Consider the following 22,540-nt stretch of genomic DNA (forward strand, 5'->3'; position numbering starts at 1 on the left):
CCGGGCGCCCTCCCCGCCGCGGCGGGCGCCCCCGGGGCCGAGACGCTCCCCGACCTTCCCGGCGCACCGGACGGCCGTCCCCGCCCCGGCCCCGCGTCCCGCCGCCGGGCACCCACGGTGCCGTCGGACGGCACCGCGGACCTGCCCGAGCTGCGTGGCACCGCACGGGCCTGGGGCCGGCAGATGGCCGCGCACGCCGACCGCCTCGATGCCGACCCGGCGTGCGCGCCCGCGCTCGCGACGCTCGACGGACCCGCGTGGCTGGCGACCGCCGGGATCCCGCGCGAGCACGGCGGCACGGCGCTGCGGCTCGACGGCCGCGACGTCACCGGGTCCAGCGCGCTCGAGCGCGCCGTCGTGCTCGAGGAGCTCGCCCGGGGCGACCTCGGCGTGATGATGGCCGCGCCCGGCCCGTCGATGTCGGGGGTCCTCGTCGAGCACCTCGCGGACGACGACCAGCAGGAGCGGTACTACGCCGCGCTCGTGGCCCGTCCCACCTGGACGTGCTTCGCCCTCACCGAGCCCGAGCACGGCTCGGACGCGGGCGGCCTGCGCACGCACGTCCGGCCCTCCGCCGACGGCGGCCTCGCGCTCACGGGCGAGAAGCGCTACGTGGGCAACGCGGCCCGCGCGACCCTCGCCGTCGTGTTCGCCCGGCGCGCGCCCGGACCGCTCGGGATCGGCGCGTACCTCGTGGACGCACGCGACCCCCGCGTCGTCGCCACGCCGCTGCCCACGCTCGGCCTGCGCGGCGCGCAGGTGTGCTCCGTCCGGATCGACGACCTCCCCGTGACGGTCGACGACGAGCTGGGGCGGCGCCGCCGCCCGGGCCGACGGGGGCTGCACGCCGCCGTCGAGGTGTTCCACCGCCTGCGGCCGGGCGTCGCGGCGATGGCGGTCGGGGTCGCCGCCGCGGCGCTCGACGTGCTGGACGAGGCCTGGCCCCGACCAGCGGCGCCCGTCGCCCACGAGCGCGCCCGCCTCGGGCACGAGGTCGCGGCGGTGCGGGCCCTCGTGCTCGCCGCCGCGCGCCGGGTCGACGCGACCGGGGACGGCACCCTGGCCTCGCTCGCGAAGGCGCGCGCGTGCCGGCTCGCCGAGGACGTGACGCTCGAGGTCGCGTGGCTGCTCGGCCCCGGTGCGCGCGACCGGTCGCCGGCGCTCGAGCGCGCGGTGCTCGCCGCCCGGGGGCTCGAGTTCATGGAGGGCACGCGCAACGTCCAGGCGCTCACGGCGTTCCGTGGCCTGGACTCGGGCCGTCTCGGCGCGGCGACGCACGCTCCCGCGGGCCCGTCGTCGGAGCAGGTCAGCGACCTGTCAGCGTGACGTCAGCCGTCGCTCAGCGGCGGATCAGCGCCCCATCAGTGGCCCATCAGTGACCCATCAGTGGCCCTGCCCATGCTGGGGGTGGCCGGGAGCACCCCCCACGGCGGGCGCACCGACCGGTCCCCCGCCCACGACCGAAGGACCCCCATGACGACGACCGCCGACCTCCCGACGACCGCCGACCTCCCGACGTTCACCGTGATCAGCGGGGAGCAGGTCGCCGCGACGCTCGAGGGCGGCGAGGCCGACGTCGTCGCCCTCGTCCGCGAGACGTACCTGCTGCACGAGGCCGGCCGGACGGTGAACCCGCCGTCGTACTTCCTGCGCTTCGAGGACCGGCCGGCGTCCCGCATCATCGCCCTGCCCGCGTCGATCGGTGCCGGCAGCCCGGTCGACGGCATCAAGTGGATCTCGAGCGTCCCGAGCAACGTCGACCGGGGCATCCCGCGCGCGTCGGCCGTGACGATCCTCAACGACCCCGTGTCCGGGTACCCGTACGCGTGCCTCGAGTCGTCGATCATCAGCGCCGTCCGCACGGCCGCGTCCGCGGCGCTCGCCGCGCAGGTGCTGCTCGCCGGGCGCCCGGGGCCGGTCCGGCTCGGGGTCGTCGGGGGCGGGATCATCGCGCGCTACGTGCACCACTACCTCCTGGCGTCCGGCGTCGAGGTCGCGGCCGCGGGCGTGCACGACCTGTCGTCCGCCCACGCCCGCGCGTTCGCCGGCTACCTCGAGCGCGCGGCACCGTCGACCCCGGTCACCGTCCACGACGAGGTCGCGGACCTCGTCCGGTCGAGCGACCTCGTGGTGCTCGCGACCGTGGCACCCGAGCCGTACCTGACCGACGTGGCGCTCTTCGCGCACCACCCTGTCGTGCTCAACGTCTCGCTGCGCGACCTGGGCACCGACGTGGTGCTGTCCGCGGTCAACGTGGTCGACGACGTCGAGCACGTGCTCAAGGCCGGCACGTCGGTGCACCTCACCGAGCAGCGGACCGGCGACCGGGCGTTCCTCGCGGGCACGCTCGCCCAGGTCCTGCAGGGCGACGTCGAGGTGCCCGCCGACCGGACCGTCGTCTTCTCCCCGTTCGGCCTCGGCGTCCTCGACCTCGCCGTCGCGAAGCACGTGCACGACACCCTCGCTGCCGCCGGGGCGCTCGTCCCGGTCCCGGGCTTCTTCCACGAGATGAGCCGGACCGGCAGCTGACGCCCGCCCCACCGTCCGCACCCACACCCCCGGGGGGACCCGCATGACCGTCATCACCGCGGCCGACCAGTTCAACGTCGGCGACCTGTTCGTCGACCTCGGGCCCCTGCTCGGGGAGAAGCTGCTGCTCAAGTGCGAGGGCATGAACTTCGCGGGCTCCGTGAAGATCAAGGCCGCGATGAGCATGCTCGACGACGCGGAGCGGTCCGGGCGGCTCGCCCCCGGCGGCGCCCTCGTCGAGAGCTCGTCGGGCAACCTCGGGATCGCGCTCAGCATGGCCGCGGCGGGCCGTGGGTACGCCTTCACGTGCATCACGGACGTCCGCTGCAACCCGGTGACGGTCCAGCTCATGCGGACCTTCGGTGCGGACGTCGAGATCGTCGACGCCCCGCACCCCGAGGGCGGGTACCTCGCGGCACGCATCGCACGCGTGCGGGAGCTGTGCGACGAGCACCCCGCGTGGGTGTGGCTCAACCAGTACGAGAACCCGGCCAACTGGCGGGGCCACCACTCGAGCACGGGCCCCGAGATCCTCGGCGCGCTCGGTCACGTCGACGTGCTGTTCGTCGGCGCGGGGACGTGCGGCACGCTCATGGGCGTCACGCGGTACGTGCAGGAGCACAGCCCGGGTACGCGCGTCGTCGGGGTCGACAGCGCGGGCTCGGTCACGTTCGGCGGCCCCGCGGCACCGCGCTACGTCCCGGGTCTCGGCGCGGGGGTCCGTCCGCCGCTGCTCGACGCGACCCGGCTCGACGACGTCGTGATCGTCGACGAGGTCGACACGGTCCGCGCGTGCCGGGCGCTGGCCTCGCGCGGGTTCCTGTTCGGCGGCTCGACGGGCACCGTCGTGGCGGGTGCGGTCGACTGGCTCGCGCGGCACGGACGCCCTCACGACGTGGCCGTCGCGATCGCCCCGGACCTCGGGGAGCGCTACCTCGACACGGTCTACGACGACGCGTGGGCGCTCGCCCGCTACGGCGACGCGGTGCTGATGCCCGGCGTCCGCCCGCACCGCACGACGCGCGCGCCCGGAGCCGACGCCGTCCCCGCGCCGTCCGGCGGCGCACCCTCCGCCCGTCCGGGCGCGACGGCACCCGGCGCAGCCGCACCCGGCGCAGCGGCCCCGGCCGAGCCCCTCGCGCCGTCACCCGCGGGCGCCGTCCCGGTGCCCGCGCGCGCCGCGGTGCCGACCGCCTGACCGACCACCGGGCGTGCGCCGGCGCACCACGCACCGGCGCCCCGACACCCGAACCCGCACCAGCGGACCCGCACCAGACAGGGATGAGCGACGTGCCCACAGGACTGCCCCCGAGCGGGACCGCCGAGCCCCGGACCGACGCGACCCGGACGGCGGACCCGGCCGCCGTGCGCCCACTCACCGCGGCGCAGCGCACCATCTGGTTCGACGAGGTCTTCTCGGGCGACGACGTGCTGCACACCATGGGCGACCACCTCGACGTCACCGGCCCCCTCGACGTCGAGGTGCTCGGGCGCACGCTCGCGCAGCTGGTCCGCGAGGCGGAGACGCTGCGGGTCCGGCTCGTCGTCGAGGACGGCGTGCCCGGGCAGGTCGTCGCGGACGACGTCACCGTGCCGCTCGACGTCGTCGACCTGACCGCGCACGGCGACGCGGCGCACGCGCTGGCCCTCACCGCGATGCACGCCGACCAGGAGCGCGCGTTCGACCTGACCGCGGCACCGCTCGTGCGCGCGACGCTGTTCGTGCTCGGCCCCGAGCGGCACCTGTGCTACCTCGCGATGCACCACGTCCTGTGCGACGGCTTCAGCCGCGTGCCGCTGTACGCCCGGCTCGCGACGCTCTACCGCGGGCTGCTCACGGGCGAGGACGTGACGGCCGGCGCGCTGCCCCCGCTGCAGGTCCTGCTCGACGCGGAGCAGGCCTACCTCGCGTCGCGCTCGCGCGCGTCCGACGAGCGGTACTGGCAGGGCCGGGCCGACGCCCTCGGCGAACCGCTCTCCCTGTCCGACGAGCCGGCGGTCCCCGGTCGCTCGCAGCTGCGCCGCACGCAGGTGCTGCCCGCGGACCTCGTCGAGGTGCTGCGCGCGGGCGCCCGCGACGCCGGGGTCACCTGGGCGGCGTTCGTCGTCGCCACGACCGCCGCCTACCTCGGCCGGGCCGCGGGCCGCACGACCGCGACGCTCACGCTGCCCGTGACGTCCCGCGTCGGCGCCCGGACCCGTGCGGTGCCGGGCATGGTCGCGAACTACCTGCCGCTCGTCGCGGACGTCGCACCCCGCACGACGCGCGCCGAGCTGCTGGGCCGGGTCTCCCGGGACGTCCTGGCCGCCGTCACGCACCAGCGCTTCCGCGGCGAGGACGTGCGGCGCATGACGGGGACCGCCGCGGCCGACCGCACGGGGTTCGGGCCGTACGTCAACGTGCTGCCCCAGCCGCCCGTGCTCGACCTCGGGCCCGCCCGAGCGACGCTCGTGAACCTCTCGACCGGCATCGTCGACGACCTCATGGTCACCGTGCTCGACGGCTCGGACGGCGGGGTCGAGCTGCACGTGAACGGCAACCCCGCGCGGTACGCCGCGGCGGACGTCGCCGCGCACGCCGCGCGGCTCGCGGACTTCCTGCACCGGTTCGCGACCGCTCCGGCCGACGCCGCGCTCGGCAGCATCCCGGTCCTGGCGCCGGGTGCGGGCTCCGCGCCGGCGGGCGGGCACGCGGGCGGGGCCGCGACGGCACCCTCGGCCCCCGCGGCACCCCACCGTGGGCCCCGGCTCGCGCCGCACGCCACGGACGGTGTCGTGGAGCGCGTCCGGCGCGCCGCGTCGCTCGACGGGGACGCCGTCGCGGTGGTCGACGACCGCGGCCCCGTCCGCTACCGGGACCTCGTGCGGTCCGCCGACCGCGTCGCGCGCGCCGTGCACTCCCCCGCAGACGCCGGCGCGGGACCGACCGGCGCGCAGCCGCGGGCCGGGCTGGTCGGAGCGGTCCTCGCCGAGCCCGGGCGCGACGTCGTCGCCGCGGTGCTCGGGCTGCTCGCCGCGGGCGGCGCGTTCGTGCCGCTCGACGTGCGCGCCCCTGCGGCCCGCGTGGCCGCGCTGCTCCAGGACTGCGGCGCCGAGCTGCTGCTCGTCGACGCCGCCGGCCGTGCCCGGGCCGCGGAGGTCCTCGCGCTCGTGCCCGCCGGCGCACGGCCCCGCGTCGTGGACCTCGACGCGCTCGCGCAGCCCGACGGGGACGGTGCGGGCGACCTCGCGCCCGTCGTCGGCGGCGAGGACGACGTCGCCTATGTGCTGTTCACCTCGGGCACGACCGGCCGCCCGAAGGGTGCGATGGTGCACCGGGGCGGGCTGCTGAACCACCTCGACGCCAAGCTGGACCTGCTCGGGCTCACCGCGGGCGACTGCGTGGTGCAGAACGCGCCGCTGACGTTCGACGTGTCGATCTGGCAGATGCTCGCTCCGCTCGTCGTCGGGGGCACCGTGCGCTGCGTCCCGCCGGCGACGGCCGCGGACCCCGACGCGCTGGCCGCCGTGGTCGCCGACGACGCCGTGACCGTCCTCGAGGTCGTGCCGTCCCTGCTCAAGGCCGCGCTGGACCTGTGGCGCGACGCGGGTCCCGCGCTGTCCACCCTGCGCTTCCTCATGGTCACCGGCGAGGCCCTGCCCGTCGACCTCGCGCGGCGCTGGACGCAGCGCCACCCCCACGTGCCCCTGCTCAACGCGTACGGGCCCACGGAGTGCTCCGACGACGTCGCGCACGCCGTGATCACGCCGTCGACCCCGCTGCGGCGCCGGGCCCCGGTCGGGGTCCCGATCCGCAACACCGACCTGTGGGTGCTCGGGCCCGACCTCGCGCCGCTGCCCCCGGGCGCGGTCGGGGAGCTGTTCGTCTCGGGCGAGGCCGTGGGCGCCGGGTACCTCCACGACCCCGTGAAGACCGCCGTGACCTTCGTCGCCGACCCCTTCGGGGAGCCGGGCCGGCGCATGTACCGCACCGGGGACCGCGTGCGGTGGTCGCCCGAGGGGCAGCTCGAGTTCGTGGAGCGGCTCGACCACCAGGTCAAGATCCGCGGGCAGCGCGTCGAGCTCGGCGAGATCGAGGCGGTCCTGCGCACGCTCGACGGCGTCGACGACGCGGCGGTCCTCGCGCGCACCGAGTCCGGGCTGACCCGGCTCGACGCGTACCTCACCGGACCCCGCGCGGCGGCCGACCTCGGCTCGCTCCCCGCGCAGGTCGCGTCGCTGCTGCCCGAGCACATGGTGCCCGCGCGCTGGGCGGGGCTCGACGCGCTGCCGCTGACCGCGCACGGGAAGGTCGACCGCGCGGCGCTGGCCCCGCTCCCCGCACGCGCCGGGTCCGCCGGCGGTCCGCCGCCGTCCACGCCCGTGCCCGGCGGGTGGGACGCGTCCGTCGAGACGGTCCGGCTCGCGTTCGCCGGGATCCTCGACCAGCCCGGGATCGGGCCCGACGACGACTTCTTCGCGGTGGGTGGGGACTCCGTGGCCGCGATCCAGGTCGTCGCAGCCCTGCGTCGCGCGGGGCTGACCGTGACGCCGCGCGCCGTGCTCGAGCTCGGCACGGCCCGCGCCCTGGCCCGCGCGGCCGGGGTCGTCGACGACGCGCCGACCGCGCTCCGCCCCGACGCGGAGGTCGGCGCGCACGCCGGTCCCGTCGAGCCCACGCCGATCGCGGCGGACCTCGCCCGCGCCACGGGCGACGTCGAGGGGACGGCGTCGTCGTACTGCCAGGTCACGCTCCTGCGCGTGCCCGCCGAGCTCGACGCCGACGTGCTCGCCGAGCTCATGTCCGCCGTCGTCGACGCGCACCCGATGCTCCGGCTGCGGGTCGCCGACGTGGTCCCCGGCGTCTGGGCGCACCGCACCGAGGCACCGCCCGCCGGGCTCCCGCACACGGCCCGGGTCGCGGCGGCCGCGGCACACGTGCGCACCGCCGCCGACGGCGCCGACGTCGCGGCCGAGACCGCGGCGGCGAGCGCCCGGCTGTCCCCCGCGCAGGGGACCGTCTGGCAGGCCGTCCTGCTCACCGGGGAGCAGCCGCGGCTGCTCCTCGCGGTGCACCACCTCGCGGTCGACGGCGTCTCGTGGCGCGTCCTGCGCGACGACCTCGCGCGGGCCTGGGCGCAGCACCGCAGCGGCGCGACCGTCGCCGTCGAGCCCGAGCCGACGAGCTTCGCCGCCTATGCCGCCGCGCAGGGCGCCGCCGTGCGCTCGGGCGCCCTGGCCGGCGAGGTCGCGCTGTGGCGGGACGCGCACGCCGCAGTGCCCCGGCCCCGGCTCGACGCCCGCCGCCACGTGTGGGGCGACGCGCGCCGGGTGAGCACCTCGCTCGGGCCCGACGTCGTCGCGGCGCTCGTGGGCGAGTGCCCCGCGCTCTACCGGGCGGACATCAACGACCTCCTGCTGGGCGCGCTCGCGGTCGCGCTGGCGGACGTCGCGGCCGCCCGCGGCTCGGCACCGGCCACACCCGTCGTCGAGCTCGAGGGCCACGGCCGCGAGGAGCCCGCCGGGGTCGAGTACCTCGACCTGTCGCGCACCGTGGGGTGGTTCACCTCGACGTTCCCGGTGCCGCTGCCCCGCCCCGCCGCCACGGTCGCGGGCTCCCCCGCACGCGCGGCGGCCCTCACCGACGCCGTCAAGGCGGTGCACCAGCGGCTGCGGTCGCTGCCCGCGCACGGGATCGGCCACGGGATGCTCCGGAACCAGCACCCGCAGGGGCACCTCCTCCTCGACGACGCGGTCCCGGCCCTGGGCTTCAACTACCTGGGCCGCATGGGGACCGCCGACGAGGACGGTGCCTGGACGTTCGTCTCGCTCGGCCCCGCCGGCGTGATCGGCACGGCCACCGACCCGCGGATGCCGCTGCGGCACGAGCTCGCGGTCACGGCCATGACGGAGGACCGGCCCGACGGCCCCCACCTCGTCGCCGAGTGGCTGCACGCCGGCGACCTCCTCGACGGCGACGAGGTGCGCGCGCTCGCCCACGCCTGGCAGGACGCGCTCCGGGACCTCGTCGCCGGCGCCGACCGGCCCGACAACCGCGTCCTCGTCCCCGCCGACACGCCGCTCGTCGAGGTGACCGCGCAGGACCTGCGCACGTTCGCCGCGCACGCCCCGGGCTCGCCGGTGACGGACGTGCTGCCGCTCACGCCGATCCAGCGCGGCATGCTGGTGCACGCCGGCACGGAGGACGACCACCCCGACCCGTACGTGCTGCAGGTCGCCGCCGACCTCGTCGGGCCGCTCGACGCCGCGCGGCTGCGCGGGGCGCTCGACGCGCTGGTCGCCGCCAACCCGGTGCTCGGCGCGCAGGTCCTCTTCACCGCGGCCGGGACGCCGGTCCAGGTGCTGCGCGAGGAGCGCACCGTGCCGCTCGCGACGGACCCGGGGGACGCCGACGCGCTCGCGGCCCAGGACCTCGCCCGCCGGTTCGACCTCGCGCACGGCCCGGCGCTGCGTGCGCGGCTCGTGCCTGCGGGGCCGGACCGTCACCGGCTCGTCCTGACGCTGCACCACCTGCTCGTGGACGGGTGGTCGATGCCGCTCGTCGTCGACGACCTGCTCGCCTGGTACGCGGGGACGACGCCGGCCCCCCGCCCTCCGGTGCGCCACGGTCTGGCGCGGCTCGGTCGCCGCGACACCGCCGCCTCGGTCGCGGCGTGGCGCGCGGCGCTGCACGGGCTGACCGCTCCGACGCTCGTCGCCGACGCCCCCGACGCCCCGCCGGCCGCCGCCGTCCCGGTCCGTGCGGACCTCGACCGCCGGGCCACCGACCGCCTCGTGGCGTGGGCGCGCGAGCACCGCGTCACGGTGAGCACGGTCGTGCAGGTCGCGTGGGGCGCGATGCTCGCGGAGGCCACGGGCGCCGCCGACGTGGTCCTCGGGGCGACCGTCTCGACGCGGCCCGCGGACCTCGACGGTGTCGAGGACATGATCGGGATGTTCCTCGCGACCGTGCCGGTCCGGGTCCGGCGGCACGTGGGCGAGGACGCCGTCGCGCTGGTCCGCCGGGTCCAGCACGAGCAGGCGGTGCTCCGCGAGCACGCGCACGTCAACCTCTCGGCCGCCCTCGCCGGGCACCCCGCGCTCGCCGGCACGGGCGAGGTGTTCGACACCGCCGTCGTGGTCGAGAACTTCCCGACCGGCGAGGCGCTCGACGGCCGCCGCGCCGGGGGCCTGCGCCTCGAGAACGCCCGCACGCACGACGCCCGGCACTTCCCGCTCAGCCTCGTCGCGGTGCCCGGCGAGACGCTGCGCCTGCGCGTCGACCACCTGCCCGGGCGGCTCGTGCCCGGGCGCGCCGAGGAGCTCGCCGGCGCGTTCCGTGCGGCACTCGACCAGCTCGTGGCCGGCGTGGTGCCGGCCGCGCTCCGGGAGCTGCCCGCGCCCGACGGGACGCCCGAGGAGGGCACGCCGGTGCCGTCCTCGGGGCCGCGGGCGGGCTCGTCGCGTGCCGCCCGGACGCCCGACGAGCAGCTGGTCTGCGACGTGCTGGCGCGCGTGCTCGGGCACGACGCCGTCGGTCCCGAGGACAACTTCTTCCTCCTCGGCGGCGACTCGATCTCCGCGATCCACGTCGTCACGGCGCTGCGCGAGCACGGCCTGCACGTCGCCCCGCGCGACGTCTTCACGCACCGCACGCCGGCAGCGCTGGCCGCCGCCGCCCGGTCCGGCGCCCCCGGGGACGCCACCGCACCCTCCGGGGCACCGCCGCAGGCGGTCCCCGCACCCGCCGGCCCGCCGGCGTACACCGATGTCGAGCTCGACGAGCTCGACTCCGAGCTCGGCTTCTGAGGAGACCCCCGTGCCCGTGATCGCCGAGCGCAACGAGTACCTGCCGCTCACGCCCCTCCAGGAGGGGCTGCTGTTCGAGACGTCGTTGCTCGAGGGCGCCCCCGACCCCTACGTGCTCCACCTCGTCGCCGAGCTCGGCGCGGACCTCGACGCCGAGCGCCTCCGGGCCGCCGCGGACGAGGTGCTGCGCCGCCACCCGAACCTGCGGGCGTGCTTCCGGCGCCGCGCGCAGGGCCAGGCGGTGCAGGTCGTCGTCCCGGCCGCCGCCATGCCGTGGACGGACGTGGACCTCTCCGCGCACGCGCCCGCCGACGCCGAGCGGCTCGTCGAGGACGCGACCCGACGCGACCGCGAGGCGCCGTTCGACCTGCGGGAGCCACCGGCGATGCGGGCGACGCTGCTGCGCCGGCCCGACGGCACGCACCGCTTCCTGCTCGCGATGCACCACATCGTGATCGACGGCTGGTCGATCCCGCTCCTCGTCGAGGCGCTCGCCGACGCGTACGCAGGCACGGTCGAGGGCGAGGTGGACGTCTCCTTCCGCAGCTTCCTCGCGTGGGTCGGCGGCTGCGACGCCGCGGTGTCCGACGGGGCGTGGAGCGCCGCGCTCGACGGCGTGGGCACCCCGACGGTGCTCGCGGGGACCGAGGACGGGGTCGCGCGCCGGGTCGTCGAGCACGTGGACGGCGCCGGGCTCGCGGACCTCACGGCGTGGGCGCGGGGCCAGGAGCTGACCCTCGGCACCGTCGTGCAGGGCGCGTGGGCGTTCGTCCTGGCCCAGGCCACCGGGCTCACCGACGTCGTGTTCGGGCAGGTGGACTCGGGCCGCGCCGTCCCGGTCGCCGGGGTCGAGCGGACCGTGGGCCTGCTGGCGACGACGTTCCCCGTGCGCGTGCGCGTCGACCCGCGCGCCGCGCTCGGCGCCGCCCTGACGACGCTCCAGGCCGAGCAGACGGCGCTGCTCGAGCACCGGCACCACGGCCTCGCCCGCATCCAGCGGCTCGCGGGGGCGCAGCCCCTGTTCGACACGATCCTCGCGGTCCAGAACTACCCGCTGCCGGAGGGGCCGGCCGCAGCGCGCCGCCTCCCGGTCCGCAGCGCGCAGGTCCACGCCGCGACGGGGTACCCGGTCACGGTCACGGTCGTCCCCTCGGCCGAGGGTCTGGAGCTCCGGCTCGAGCATCGCGGCGGTGTGCCGGACGACGTGGCGCACGGGCTGCTCGGCCGCCTCGCGCACCTGCTGCGCACGCTGCCCGGGCTGAGCCCGGACGTGCTCGTCGCCGCCGTCCCCGTCACCACGCCCGACGAGGCGGCCGCGGCCGCACGGTGGGCGCACGGGCCGCAGGCGTGGGAGGGAGCGCTCGCGGCGGAGCTCCTGGCGCAGGCCGCGGACGAGCACGCGGAGGGCACGGCCCTGGTGCACGGCGGGGCCACGTGGACGGCGGCCGAGCTGCACGGGCGGTCGCGGGTGCTGGCCCGCATCCTGGCCGAGCGCGGCGTCGGGCCCGGCTCGATCGTGGCGATGAGCCTGCCGCGCACGGGGGACGCCCTGGTGACGATGCTCGCGGTGGTCGCCGCCGGGGGCGCCTTCACCTACCTCGACCCGACGCTGCCGCCCGCCCGCCTCGCCGAGCTCCTCGCCGACACCCGGCCGGTGCTGGTCGTCGGCGACGCGACGCGCCTGCGGGCGCTGAGCGCAGCGGGCCCGCTCGACGCGACGCTCGACCTCGCCGACGTGGACCTCGCGGACCCGCACGACCCGCGCCGTGCGCCGCTCCCGGCGAGCGCCCGCCCGGCGGCCCTGCGCGGGCAGGACCCCGCGTACGTCATCTTCACCTCCGGCTCCACCGGCCGGCCCAAGGGTGTCGTCGTGCCGCACGCGGCGCTCGCGAACCTGCTGGTCGACTACGTGCACCACGTCGGCCTGACCCCCGCGGACCGGCTGCTCGCGGTCACGACGTTCGGCTTCGACATCGCGATCACCGAGCTGCTCGCCCCGCTCGTCGCCGGGTCCGGCGTCGTGCTCGCGGACGAGGACACCGTGCGCGACGTCGCGGAGCTCGCGCAGGCCGTGACCCGGCACTCGGTCACCGTGATGCAGGCGACGCCGGTGCACTGGCGTGCGCTGGTGCACGAGCACGGCGCCGTGCTGCGCGGCGTGCGCGTGGTCACGGGCGGGGAGGCGCTCACGTCGGCCCTCGCCGACGACCTCCTCGGTCACGGGGCGACCGTCCGCAACCTCTACGGCCCCACGGAGACGACGGTCTGGTCCACCGGCACGGTCGTCGGACCGGACCACCGCGGCGAGCCGCTGATCGGCCGCCCGTTCCGCGGGACGAGCCACCACGTGCTCGACGCGTCGCTGCGCCCCGTGGCCCTGGGGGTCGTCGGCGAGCTGTACATCGGCGGGGTGCAGGTGGCCCTCGGCTACCTCGACCGGCCCGGGCTCACCGCCGGCCGCTTCGTCGCGGACCCGTTCGGTGCGCCCGGCGCGCGCCTGTACCGTTCCGGGGACCTGGTGCGCTGGACGCCCACGGGTGAGCTGGAGTGCCTCGGTCGGGTCGACCACCAGGTCAAGGTCCGAGGTCACCGCATCGAGCTCGGGGAGATCGAGTCGGTGCTCGCGCGGCACCCTGCCGTCGTGCAGTCCGTCGTCGTGGCGCGTGCGCTGCCCGGGTCGGACGAGCGGGTCCTGCTCGCGTACGTGGCGTCCGAGGCCGCACCCACCGAGGCCGAGCTGCTCGACCACGTGCGCGCCGCCGTGCCGTCGTCCATGGTCCCCGCGCGCGTCGTCGTCGAGCGGAGCCTGCCCGTGACGGCCAGCGGCAAGGTCGACCGCAACCGGCTCGTGCTGCCCGCGGCGGCGCACGTCCCCGACGAGGCGCCGCGCACGCCGCTCGAGGCCGTGCTCGGCGAGCTGTTCGCCGAGGTGCTCGGCCGGGCGCACGTCGGGCTGCACGAGAGCTTCTTCGCCCTCGGCGGCCACTCGTTGCTCGCGACCCGGCTCGTCGCCCGCGTCCGGGCGATCGCGGGGGTCGACGTGCCCGTGCGCACCCTGTTCGACGCGCCGACGGTCGCCGGCCTCGCGGCCCGGCTCTCCGACGCCCCCGCCGCACCGCGCCCGGGCCCCCGCCGGTCCGCGTCCCCGCGCACCGAGGGTCCGCTGTCCCCGTCGCAGGAGCGCATGTGGGTCCTCGCGCAGCAGGACGGCACGCGCGGGGCGTACAACGTGCCGCTCGTGGTCCGCCTCGCCGGGACGCTCGACACGCGCGCCCTCGCAGCGGCGCTGCGGGACGTCGTCGCCCGCCACGAGGTGCTGCGCACCGTCTACCCCGTGGTCGGGGGCCGGCCCGTGCAGCGCGTCCTGCCCGCGAGCCCGGCGCCGGTGCACCTCGGCGTCGTGGACCTCGGCGGCGACCGGGACGCGCTCGATGCGCTGCTCGCGGCGCTCGTGACGGCCCCGTTCGACCTCACCGCCGCCGTCCCCGTCCGTGCGACCTGCTACCGGGTCGACGACGACGAGCACGTCCTCGCCGTCGTCGTCCACCACGTCGCGACCGACGGGTGGTCCGCGGCCCCGCTCGCACGGGACCTGTCCTCCGCCTACGCCGCACGCCGGTCCGGCGCCGCGCCGGACCTGCCCGCACCGGCGGTGCAGTACCTGGACTGGGCGGCCTGGCAGGCCGAGCGGCTCGGGGACCCGCTGGACCCGACGAGCCTGCGCCGCCGCCAGCTCGACCACTGGGTCGGCGTGCTCGCCGACGCCCCGGCGACGCTCCCCCTGCCGACCGACCGGCCACGCCCCGCCACGCCCACCGGTGCGGGCGAGCGGCTGCCCGTGACCGTGCCCCCCGCGGTGCACGCCCGGCTCGCCCGGCTCGCGGCGGACCGTGGCGTGACCCCGTTCATGGTGCTGCACGCCGCGCTCGCCGCGACCCTGACCCGCAGCGGTGCGGGGACGGACGTCCCGATCGGCACGGTCGTCGCGGGCCGCTCCGACGAGGTCCTCGACGACCTCGTCGGGTTCTTCGTGAACACGCTCGTCCTGCGCCTCGACACCGGCGGCGACCCCACGTTCGACGAGCTGCTCGACCGCGCGCGTGCGGTCGCGGTGGACGCGCACGAGCACGCCGACGTGCCGTTCGACGCGGTGGTCCAGGCCGTGAACCCGCCGCGCGGGGGCGGCCACAACCCGCTGTTCCAGGTCATGCTCGTGGTGCAGGGTGCTCCCACGCCGCTGCCCGACCTCGCCGGGGTCGACGTCACCGAGGTCGCGCTCCCGACGACGTCCGCGAAGGTGGACCTCGCGCTCGAGCTCACCGAGCACCGCGCCGCCGACGGGACGCCGGCCGGCGTCCGGGGCGGGCTCGAGGTGGCGAGCGAGCTGTTCGACACCGCGTCCGCCCGGCGGCTGGCGGACCGGTTCGTGCGGGTCCTCGACGCCGCGGTCACCGCGCCGTCGACCCGCCTGAGCGCCCTCCCGGTGCTCGCCCCGGACGAGGCCGCACGGCTGCGGGCGTGGTCGGGCCAGGCGCCGGCGCCCTCGGCACACCCGCTGCTCGCCGGGGGAGCACCCGGGGAGCCCGGCGCGACCGACCGCGACGCGACCCAGGCCGTGGCGACCGAACCCGAGACGGCCCGGTCCGGCGCGGCCGAGCGGACGCTGGCGGACCGGCTCGCGGCCGCCGCCGAGCGCCGCCCGGACCACCCGGCGCTGGTCTCCGGTCCGCCCGGGCAGCCGAGGTCCACGACCTTCGCGGACCTCGCCGCCGCGGTGCACCGGCTCGGCCGCGAGCTCACCGACCACGGGGTCGGCCCGGGCGACACGGTCGCCGTCGTCGTCGGGCGCTCGCCCGAGGCGGTCGTCGCGGTGCTGGGCGTCCTCGCCGCCGGGGCGGCGTACCTGCCGGTCGACCCCGCGCACCCCGCCGACCGCGTCGCGTCGACCCTCGCCGACGCCGAGCCGGCGCTCGCGCTGGTCCGCACGCAGGACCGCGCCGTGCTGCCGGCGGGCACGCGGACCCTCGTCCTCGACGACCCCGCGGTCGTCGACCGGCTCGCCCGGCGCTCCGCGACCCCGCTCGCGGACGGCGACCGCACGCGGCCGCACGGCCCCGACGACGCGGCGTACGTGGTCTACACGTCCGGGTCGACCGGCCGGCCCAAGGGCGTCGTGGTGGGTCAGCGCAGCGCGCTCGCCCTGTCGCGCTCGCTCGCCGCCCTGTTCGGCGTCGACGACACCACGCGGGTGCTCCAGTTCGCGTCCCTGAGCTTCGACGCCTCCTTCTGGGAGCTCGCGACCTCGGTTCTCGCCGGCGCGACGGCGGTCCTCGTGGACGACGACGCGCGCACGGGCGGGTCGCTCGTGGACGCCCTGCACGGCCACCGGGTCGACGTCGCGGTCCTGCCGCCCGTCGTCCTGTCGTCGCTGCCGCCGGGGTCCCGGCTGCCCGCGGGCATGCAGCTGTGCGTCGCGGGCGAGGCGTGCCCCGTCGAGACCGTGGCGCGGTTCTGCGACCACACCGTCCTGCGCAACCTGTACGGCCCGACCGAGACGACGGTGCACGTGACGACCAGCGACCCCCTGACCCCGGGGTCCGCCCCGATCGGCCGCCCGATGCCCGGCCACGTGGTGCACGTGCTCGACGACCGGCTCGTCCCGGTGCCCGTGGGGGTGCCCGGCGAGCTGTACGTCGGGGGCGACGCGCTCGCGCTCGGCTACCTCGGGCGCGCGGCCCTCACCGCCGGGCGGTTCGTCGCCGATCCCACGGGCGCGCCCGGCGCCCGGATGTACCGCACGGGGGACGTGGTCCGGTGGTCCGACGACGGCCAGCTGCACTACGTGGGCCGGTCCGACCGGCAGCTCAAGGTCGACGGGCACCGGATCGAGCCCGGTGAGGTCGAGTCGGCGCTCCTCGCGCTCGACGGGGTCGCGCAGGCAGTCGCGCACGTCCGGTCGCTGCCCCGCGGCGGACGCCAGCTCGTCGCCCACGTCGTGCCGACGGGCAGCACCACGCTCGACGGGACGGCGCTGCGACACGCGCTGGCCCGGGCCGTCCCGGCGGCGATGGTCCCCGCGTCGGTGACGGTCGTCCCGGAGATCCCGACGACGGCGCACGGCAAGACCGACCACGCCCGCCTGCCCGTCGCCGCACCGACCCCGGACGCGCCGGAGCACCCGGCGGACGTGCGCACGCGCGAGGTGCAGGCCGTGTTCGCGCGCGTCCTCGGGCGTGAGGTCGGCGCGGACGACGACTTCTTCGAGTCGGGCGGCAACAGCATCCGCAGCGTCGAGCTCGTGAGCGCGCTCGGCGAGGCCGGCGTGCGGGTCGACGTGAGCCACGTCCTCGCGCTGCGCACCCCGGCCGCCCTCGCCCGGGCGACGGCGCCGGGCACGTCGTCGGGCACGGCGCCGGGCGCGTCGCCGGGCACCGGCCACGCGGCCGACCCCGTCGCGGCCGACCCCTTCGCGCCCGTGCTCCGGCTGCGCGCCACGGGCTCGGCCGAGCCGCTGTTCTGCGTGCACGGGGGCCTGGGCCTCGCGCTGCCGTACGCGAGCCTCGTCGGCCACCTCGGGGCCGACCGCCCCGTGATCGGCCTCCAGTCGCCGTCGGTCGACCCCGCGTCGCCCCTGCCCGGGTCGCTGCGCGCGGTCGCCGCCGGGTACGCCGACCTCGTCGAGGCGTACCAGCCGGCCGGCCCGGTGCACCTGCTCGGCTGGTCGTACGGCGGTCACGTCGCGCACGAGCTCGCCGTCGAGCTCCAGCAGCGCGGGCGAGAGATCGCGCACCTCGCGGTCCTCGACGCCTACCCGTGGGCACCCGAGCTCGACGGCCCCCTCCCCGGCGACGACGTCCTCCTCGCGCGCTTCCTCGAGCACCTCGGCGCGCCCCCGGGACCGGGCGGCGGCGACCCCGTGACGCTCGACGACGTCGTCGTGCGCCTCGCCCGCGCCGACAGCCCGGTCGCCGGGCTCGACCGCGCGCGCGTCGCACGGTTCGTCGAGCTCATGGCGCAGCACGGCCGGGCGGTCGTCGCCCACGAGCCGCGGGTGCTCGACGGCGACGTCGACGTGTACGTCGCGACCGAGCCCGCCACGGGTGCAGGGCCGGCCGACGTCGGCGCGGGTGGCTCCCGCGTGGGCGGCCCCGGCGTGGGCGACCCCGCCGCCGCACGCGCGGACCGCTGGGCCCACCTGGTCACGGGCCGGGTCACGCCGGTGCCGGTCGCGGCGGACCACGACCACCTGCTGCACCCCGGCCCGGCCGCGGCCGTGGGCACGCACCTGGCCGCCCGGCTCGCGGGCTCCCGGAGCGGAGCGGGCACGGACGCCCCGCCGGACGACGCGGGCACCGTCGCGGGCGCCGGCGCAGGGACCGGCACCGGCACCTCGCCGGCCCGGACACCGGCACCGGCCCGGACACCGGCACCGGCCCGCCGGGACCTCGAGCCGCCCGCCGTGCGCCCCGGGGCGCTGCGGCGCCTCACGACCGAGACGGCCGCGCTCGTCGGGCGGCGGTTCAGCCACGTCCGCGCGGCACCGGGCCGGCTCGTCGGGCTCGTGATGAACCCGCTGGTCATCATGATCGCCGTCGGCTACCTCTTCACGGACGCGATCGTGCTCCCGGCGGGCACGGAGTCCTACCTCGACTTCCTCATGGCCGGCGTCGCGATCCAGGTGGGCCTCGCGAGCATCGGGCCGACGGCGATCAGCGTGAGCTCCGACGTCCAGCGCGGGCTCATGGACCGCTTCCGGTCGCTGCCGATGTCCCGGTCCGCGGTCCTGCTGGCGCACAGCCTCGCGGACCTCGTGATCGGCGCGGTCGCGCTCCTCGCGGTGCTCGGCACGGGCCTCGCGATCGGCTGGCGACCGGACGCGGGGATCGGCGGCGTGCTCGCGGGCGCGGGCCTCGTGCTCGCGTTCGTGTACGTCATGGTCTGGGTCGGCATCGCGATCGGGCTCGCGATGAAGCAGGCGGAGTCCATCGACTCGGTCGGCGCGCTCGTGCTCGTCGTGTGCTCGTTCCTGTCGAGCGCGATCCTGTCGCCGAGCGCGTTCCCGGCGTGGGTCCGGCCCGTCGCCGAGTGGAACCCCGTGTCCGCCGTGGCGACCCTCTGCCGCGAGCTGTGGGGCGTCCCCGTCGAGGCGACCGGGTCGTTCCCGTCCGAGCACCCCTGGGTCGTCGTCGCCCTGACGTTCGGCGTCCTGCTCGTCGGCAGCGCCGCGCTCAGCCTGCGCCGCTACGCGTCCCGCGCCTGAGGACGCACCGGACGAACTGGGGTGCACGCACCACTGCCCCGGCACGTCGCACCGCGAAGGATCGAGACCGAGGGGTGCACGCGCCCCACCGACGGACCCCCGAACGAACGGATGAGCTCTGATGGCCAAGCCGACAAGCCCGGGACGCACGGCGGGGGCGCACGCCCCCCGCACGCGGCGCCGGCTCAGCACGCCGACCCACCGCATCGCGACATGGAGCGCGACGCACCGCACCAAGGCGATCCTGCTGTGGCTCGTCCTGATCGTCGCGGCCGTCGCGATCGGGGCCCTGCAGCCCCCGCGCACGGCCACCCAGCTCGAGCTGGGGGTCGGGGAGTCGGGCGACGCGGCGCGGATCGCCGCGGACGCCGGGAAGCGTGAGCCGGTCACCGAGAACGTGCTCGTCACGGCGCGCGACGGCCGTCTCCCGGCCGAGGCCGAGACCGCCGTCCTCGACGCCGCGCAGGCGCTGCGGGCGCTCGACGAGGTCGACGAGGTCAACGGCCCCGTGCCGTCCGAGGACGGCTCCGCGCTCCTGCTCCAGGTCGTCGTCGCGGGCGACCCCGACACCGCCGAGGAGCGGGTCCCGGCGCTCCTCGACGCCGTCGCCGGCGTGCAGGCCGACCACCCGGACCTGCGGGTCGAGCAGGTCGGTCCCGCGTCGATCGGCGCCGACTTCCAGGAGTGGCTCGACGCCGACCTGGAGAAGGCGACCACGCTGAGCCTGCCCGTGACGCTCGCGATCCTGCTCGTGGTGTTCGGCGCGATCGTCATGGCCGGCATCCCGGTCGTGCTCGCGATCTCCTCGGTCGGCGCCGGCCTCGGGCTGTGGAGCCTCGCGTCCCAGGTCGTCCCCGACCCCGGCATGGTGCTGCACCTGCTCGTGCTCGTCGGCATGGCCGTCGGCGTCGACTACTCGCTGTTCTACCTGCGCCGGTTCCGCGAGGAGCGCCACGCGGGCCGCGACAACGTCGACGCGATCCAGGTCGCGGCGGCGACCGCGGGCCACTCCGTGGTCGTCTCCGGCCTGGCCGTGATGCTCTCGATGGCCGGGCTCTACCTCGCGGGCGACACGGTCTTCGCCGCGATGGCGACCGGCTCGATCATCGTCGTGGCCATCGCGCTGGTCTCGTCCCTGACGGTCCTGCCCGCGCTGCTCGCGACGTTCGGCCGCTGGGTCGACCGTCCGCGCGTGCCGGTGCTGTGGCGGCTCAGCAACGGCACCGAGCCGCGCGTCGTGCCGGCGCTCGTGCGTCCCGTGCTGAACCACCCGGTCGCGGCGCTCGTGGCGGCCCTCGCGGTCCTCGGCGGGATGGCGTACCCCCTGACCGGGCTCTCGCTCAAGGCCACGCAGATCGAGGACTACCCGCGCACCCTCGACACCATGCAGAGCTACGACCGGCTCCTCGAGGAGTTCCCGGACAGCTCGGCGTCCGACGTGGTGGCGGTCCGCGTGCCCGACGGGGCGCAGGACGAGCTCGCGGAGCAGGTCGAGGCCCTCGTCGAGCGCACGAGCGCGCTGCCCGACCTGTTCGGCGCCGCGGACGAGCCGTGGTTCTCCGCGGACGGGCGCACGGCCGTGGTGCAGGTGCACGTGCCGCACTCCCTCGCGTCGGAGCCCGCCCGCGACTCGGTGCGCGAGCTGCGCGAGCAGGTCGTCCCCGAGACCGTCGGCTCGGTCGACGGGGCACGCGCCGCCGTCGGGGGCGACGTGGCGTCCGACATGGACTACACCGCGAACCTCGACCGGATGCTCCCGGTCGTCGTCGGGGCGGTGCTGCTGCTCGTGTTCGTCATGATGTTCTGGGCGTACCGCTCGATCGCCGTGGCGGCCATCACGGTGGTGCTCAACGTGCTCTCGCTCGCGGCGGCATTCGGCCTGCTGGCGCTCATCTTCCAGGGCACGTGGGCCGAGGGGGTCCTCGGGTTCACGTCGACCGGTCACGTGGTGTCCTGGGTGCCGATGCTGCTGTTCGTGGTGCTGTGCGGGCTCTCGCTGGACTACCACGTCTTCGTGGTGAGCCGGATCCGGGAGAACGCCATCAACGGGATGCCGGTCAAGGGCGCGATCTACGACGGCGTCGTCCGCACGGCCGGGGTCGTGACGAGCGCGGCGGTCGTCATGATCGCCGTCTTCTCGATCTTCGGCGCCCTCACGTTCATCGAGCTCAAGCAGATCGGCGTGGGCCTCGCGGTCGGCATCGCGCTCGACGCGACGATCATCCGCGTGGTCGCCCTGCCCTCGATGATGCTGCTGTGCGAGCGGTTCCTCTGGTGGCCGGGCCGGACGGAGCCGAAGGGCCGGGAGCGGACCCCCGAGGGCCCGCGCGTCGAGGAGCCGGTGCTCGCCGGCCGCCCCTGACCCGGACCGCCCGCACGACCCGCACGACCCCGCCGGGCCCGGTGCTCTCGAGCACCGGGCCCGGCGCCGTCCCGGTCGCGGGTCCGCACCTGCGGCGTCAGTCCCGCGTCAGCCGCCGGTCAGCGCGGGCGACGAGCATCGTCGCGGACGGCGCCGGCGCGCCACGGCCCGGCGTGCGACGCGACGCCGCCGGACGGCGACACCCGTCGGGGCGGCCCGTCCGGGACGACGCCCGAGCGACCAGGGAGTGCACACGATGAGCAGCAACCCGTTCGACGACGTGGACGGAACCTTCCACGTGCTCGTCAACGACGAGGGCCAGTACAGCCTGTGGCCGGACTTCGCGGCCGTCCCTGCCGGGTGGCGCCTGGAGCTGGGGTCCGTCTCGCACGCCGCGGCGACCGCGCACGTCGAGGCCCGCTGGACCACGCTGAGCCCGCGCAGCCTCGCGGCGCGGCACGACGCCTCGTGACCGGCCGCGTGGCGGGACCGGCCGTCGACGTCGTGGGCCTGCGCAAGCGCTACGGCTCGCACGAGGCGCTGCGCGGCATCGACCTCCAGGTGCCCGCGGGCACCGTCCTCGGGCTCCTCGGCCCCAACGGCGCCGGCAAGACCACGATCGTGCGCGTGCTCGCGACGCTTCTCGTGCCGGACGGCGGGTACGCGCGCGTCGCGGGCTTCGACGTCGCACGCGAGCCGCAGGAGGTGCGCCGCCGGATCGGTCTCACGGGCCAGTACGCCGCGGTCGACGACCTCCTCAGCGGCCGGCGCAACCTCGAGCTCGTCGGGCGGCTCCAGCACCTCGGGGCGCGCGCGGCGCGGACCCGCGCGGGCGAGCTCCTCGAGCAGTTCGACCTCACCGACGCGGCGGACCGGCCGGTCCGCGGCTACTCGGGCGGCATGAAGCGCCGCCTCGACCTCGCCGCGAGCCTTGTCGCGACGCCGTCGGTGCTGTTCGTCGACGAGCCGACCACCGGCCTCGACCCGACGAGCCGGCTCGCGCTGTGGCGCGGCGTCCGCGCGCTCGTCGACGACGGCGTGACGGTCGTCCTCACGACGCAGTACCTCGAGGAGGCCGACGAGCTCGCCGACGCCATCGTCGTGGTGCAGGACGGACGCACGATCGCCGAGGGCACGGCCGCCCAGCTCAAGCGGCTCGTCGGCGGCGAGCGCATCGTGGTGACCGCGTCCGACGAGCGGGAGACGCGACGCGCGGCCGGCGTGCTGCGGACCGTCGGCGTGAGCGAGCCCGACGTGGACCTGCGTCGCTGCACGGTGACGGTCGAGGTGACCGACGCGCTGCGGTCGCTGCGCGACGCGACGGCGCGGCTCGCCGACGCCGACGTGCTGGTGCGGACGATCGCGCTGCGCTCGCCGTCGCTCGACGAGGTGTTCGTGCACCTCACCACCCGGGACGAGCCGGCGGGCGCCCGCGAGCCGGTGCTCGTGCCGTGACGCTCGCGCGGGGGGCCGTGGCGGTCTGGTCGACGCGGCCGTCCGCGCGCGCGGCCCTCGTGCTCCCGGCTCGTATACACAACTGACGCTGCCGACGACAATCGGCGGGGGGTGGGGGGGGGGGGGGGGGGGGGGGGGGGCGGGGG

8 protein-coding genes are annotated in these 22,540 nt (G+C 77.2%); all 8 read left to right on the forward strand.

Annotation, left to right across the window (positions count from 1 at the left end):
• A partial coding sequence (locus AB6N24_RS17120) for an acyl-CoA dehydrogenase family protein (RefSeq protein ID WP_412870596.1) occupies nt 1-1,326 on the forward strand: 1,326 nt, incomplete at its 5' end.
• Nucleotides 1,327-1,473: 147 nt separating this feature from the next.
• The gene (sbnB, locus tag AB6N24_RS17125; RefSeq protein ID WP_412870597.1) at nt 1,474-2,529 is read left to right on the forward strand and encodes a 2,3-diaminopropionate biosynthesis protein SbnB; all 1,056 of its coding nucleotides are present in this window, start codon (nt 1,474-1,476) and stop codon (nt 2,527-2,529) included.
• Nucleotides 2,530-2,572: 43 nt separating this feature from the next.
• Nucleotides 2,573-3,727 carry a 2,3-diaminopropionate biosynthesis protein SbnA gene (gene sbnA, locus AB6N24_RS17130; protein WP_412870598.1) on the forward strand — a complete coding sequence of 385 codons (1,155 nt, stop codon included), beginning with the start codon at nt 2,573-2,575 and terminating at the stop codon, nt 3,725-3,727.
• 83 nt (nt 3,728-3,810) lie between these two features.
• Nucleotides 3,811-10,317 carry an amino acid adenylation domain-containing protein gene (locus AB6N24_RS17135; RefSeq protein WP_412870599.1) on the forward strand — a complete coding sequence of 2,169 codons (6,507 nt, stop codon included), beginning with the start codon at nt 3,811-3,813 and terminating at the stop codon, nt 10,315-10,317.
• A gap of 10 nt (nt 10,318-10,327) precedes the next feature.
• Nucleotides 10,328-18,577 carry an amino acid adenylation domain-containing protein gene (locus AB6N24_RS17140; RefSeq protein WP_412870600.1) on the forward strand — a complete coding sequence of 2,750 codons (8,250 nt, stop codon included), beginning with the start codon at nt 10,328-10,330 and terminating at the stop codon, nt 18,575-18,577.
• A gap of 121 nt (nt 18,578-18,698) precedes the next feature.
• Nucleotides 18,699-20,939, forward strand: a complete 2,241-nt coding sequence (locus tag AB6N24_RS17145; RefSeq protein WP_412870601.1) for an MMPL family transporter — start codon at nt 18,699-18,701, stop codon at nt 20,937-20,939.
• Between the two features lie 256 nt (nt 20,940-21,195).
• On the forward strand, nt 21,196-21,411 hold the full coding sequence (locus AB6N24_RS17150; RefSeq protein WP_412870602.1) for an MbtH family protein: 216 nt from the start codon (nt 21,196-21,198) through the stop codon (nt 21,409-21,411).
• A complete protein-coding gene (locus AB6N24_RS17155; protein ID WP_412870603.1) occupies nt 21,408-22,394 on the forward strand; it encodes an ATP-binding cassette domain-containing protein in 987 nt (328 codons plus the stop codon). Before AB6N24_RS17150 ends, AB6N24_RS17155 begins: the two co-directional genes overlap by 4 nt.
• Nucleotides 22,395-22,540: the final 146 nt, after the last annotated feature.

The organism is Cellulomonas jepli, from assembly GCF_047229345.1.
Lineage (GTDB): Bacteria > Actinomycetota > Actinomycetes > Actinomycetales > Cellulomonadaceae > Cellulomonas_A.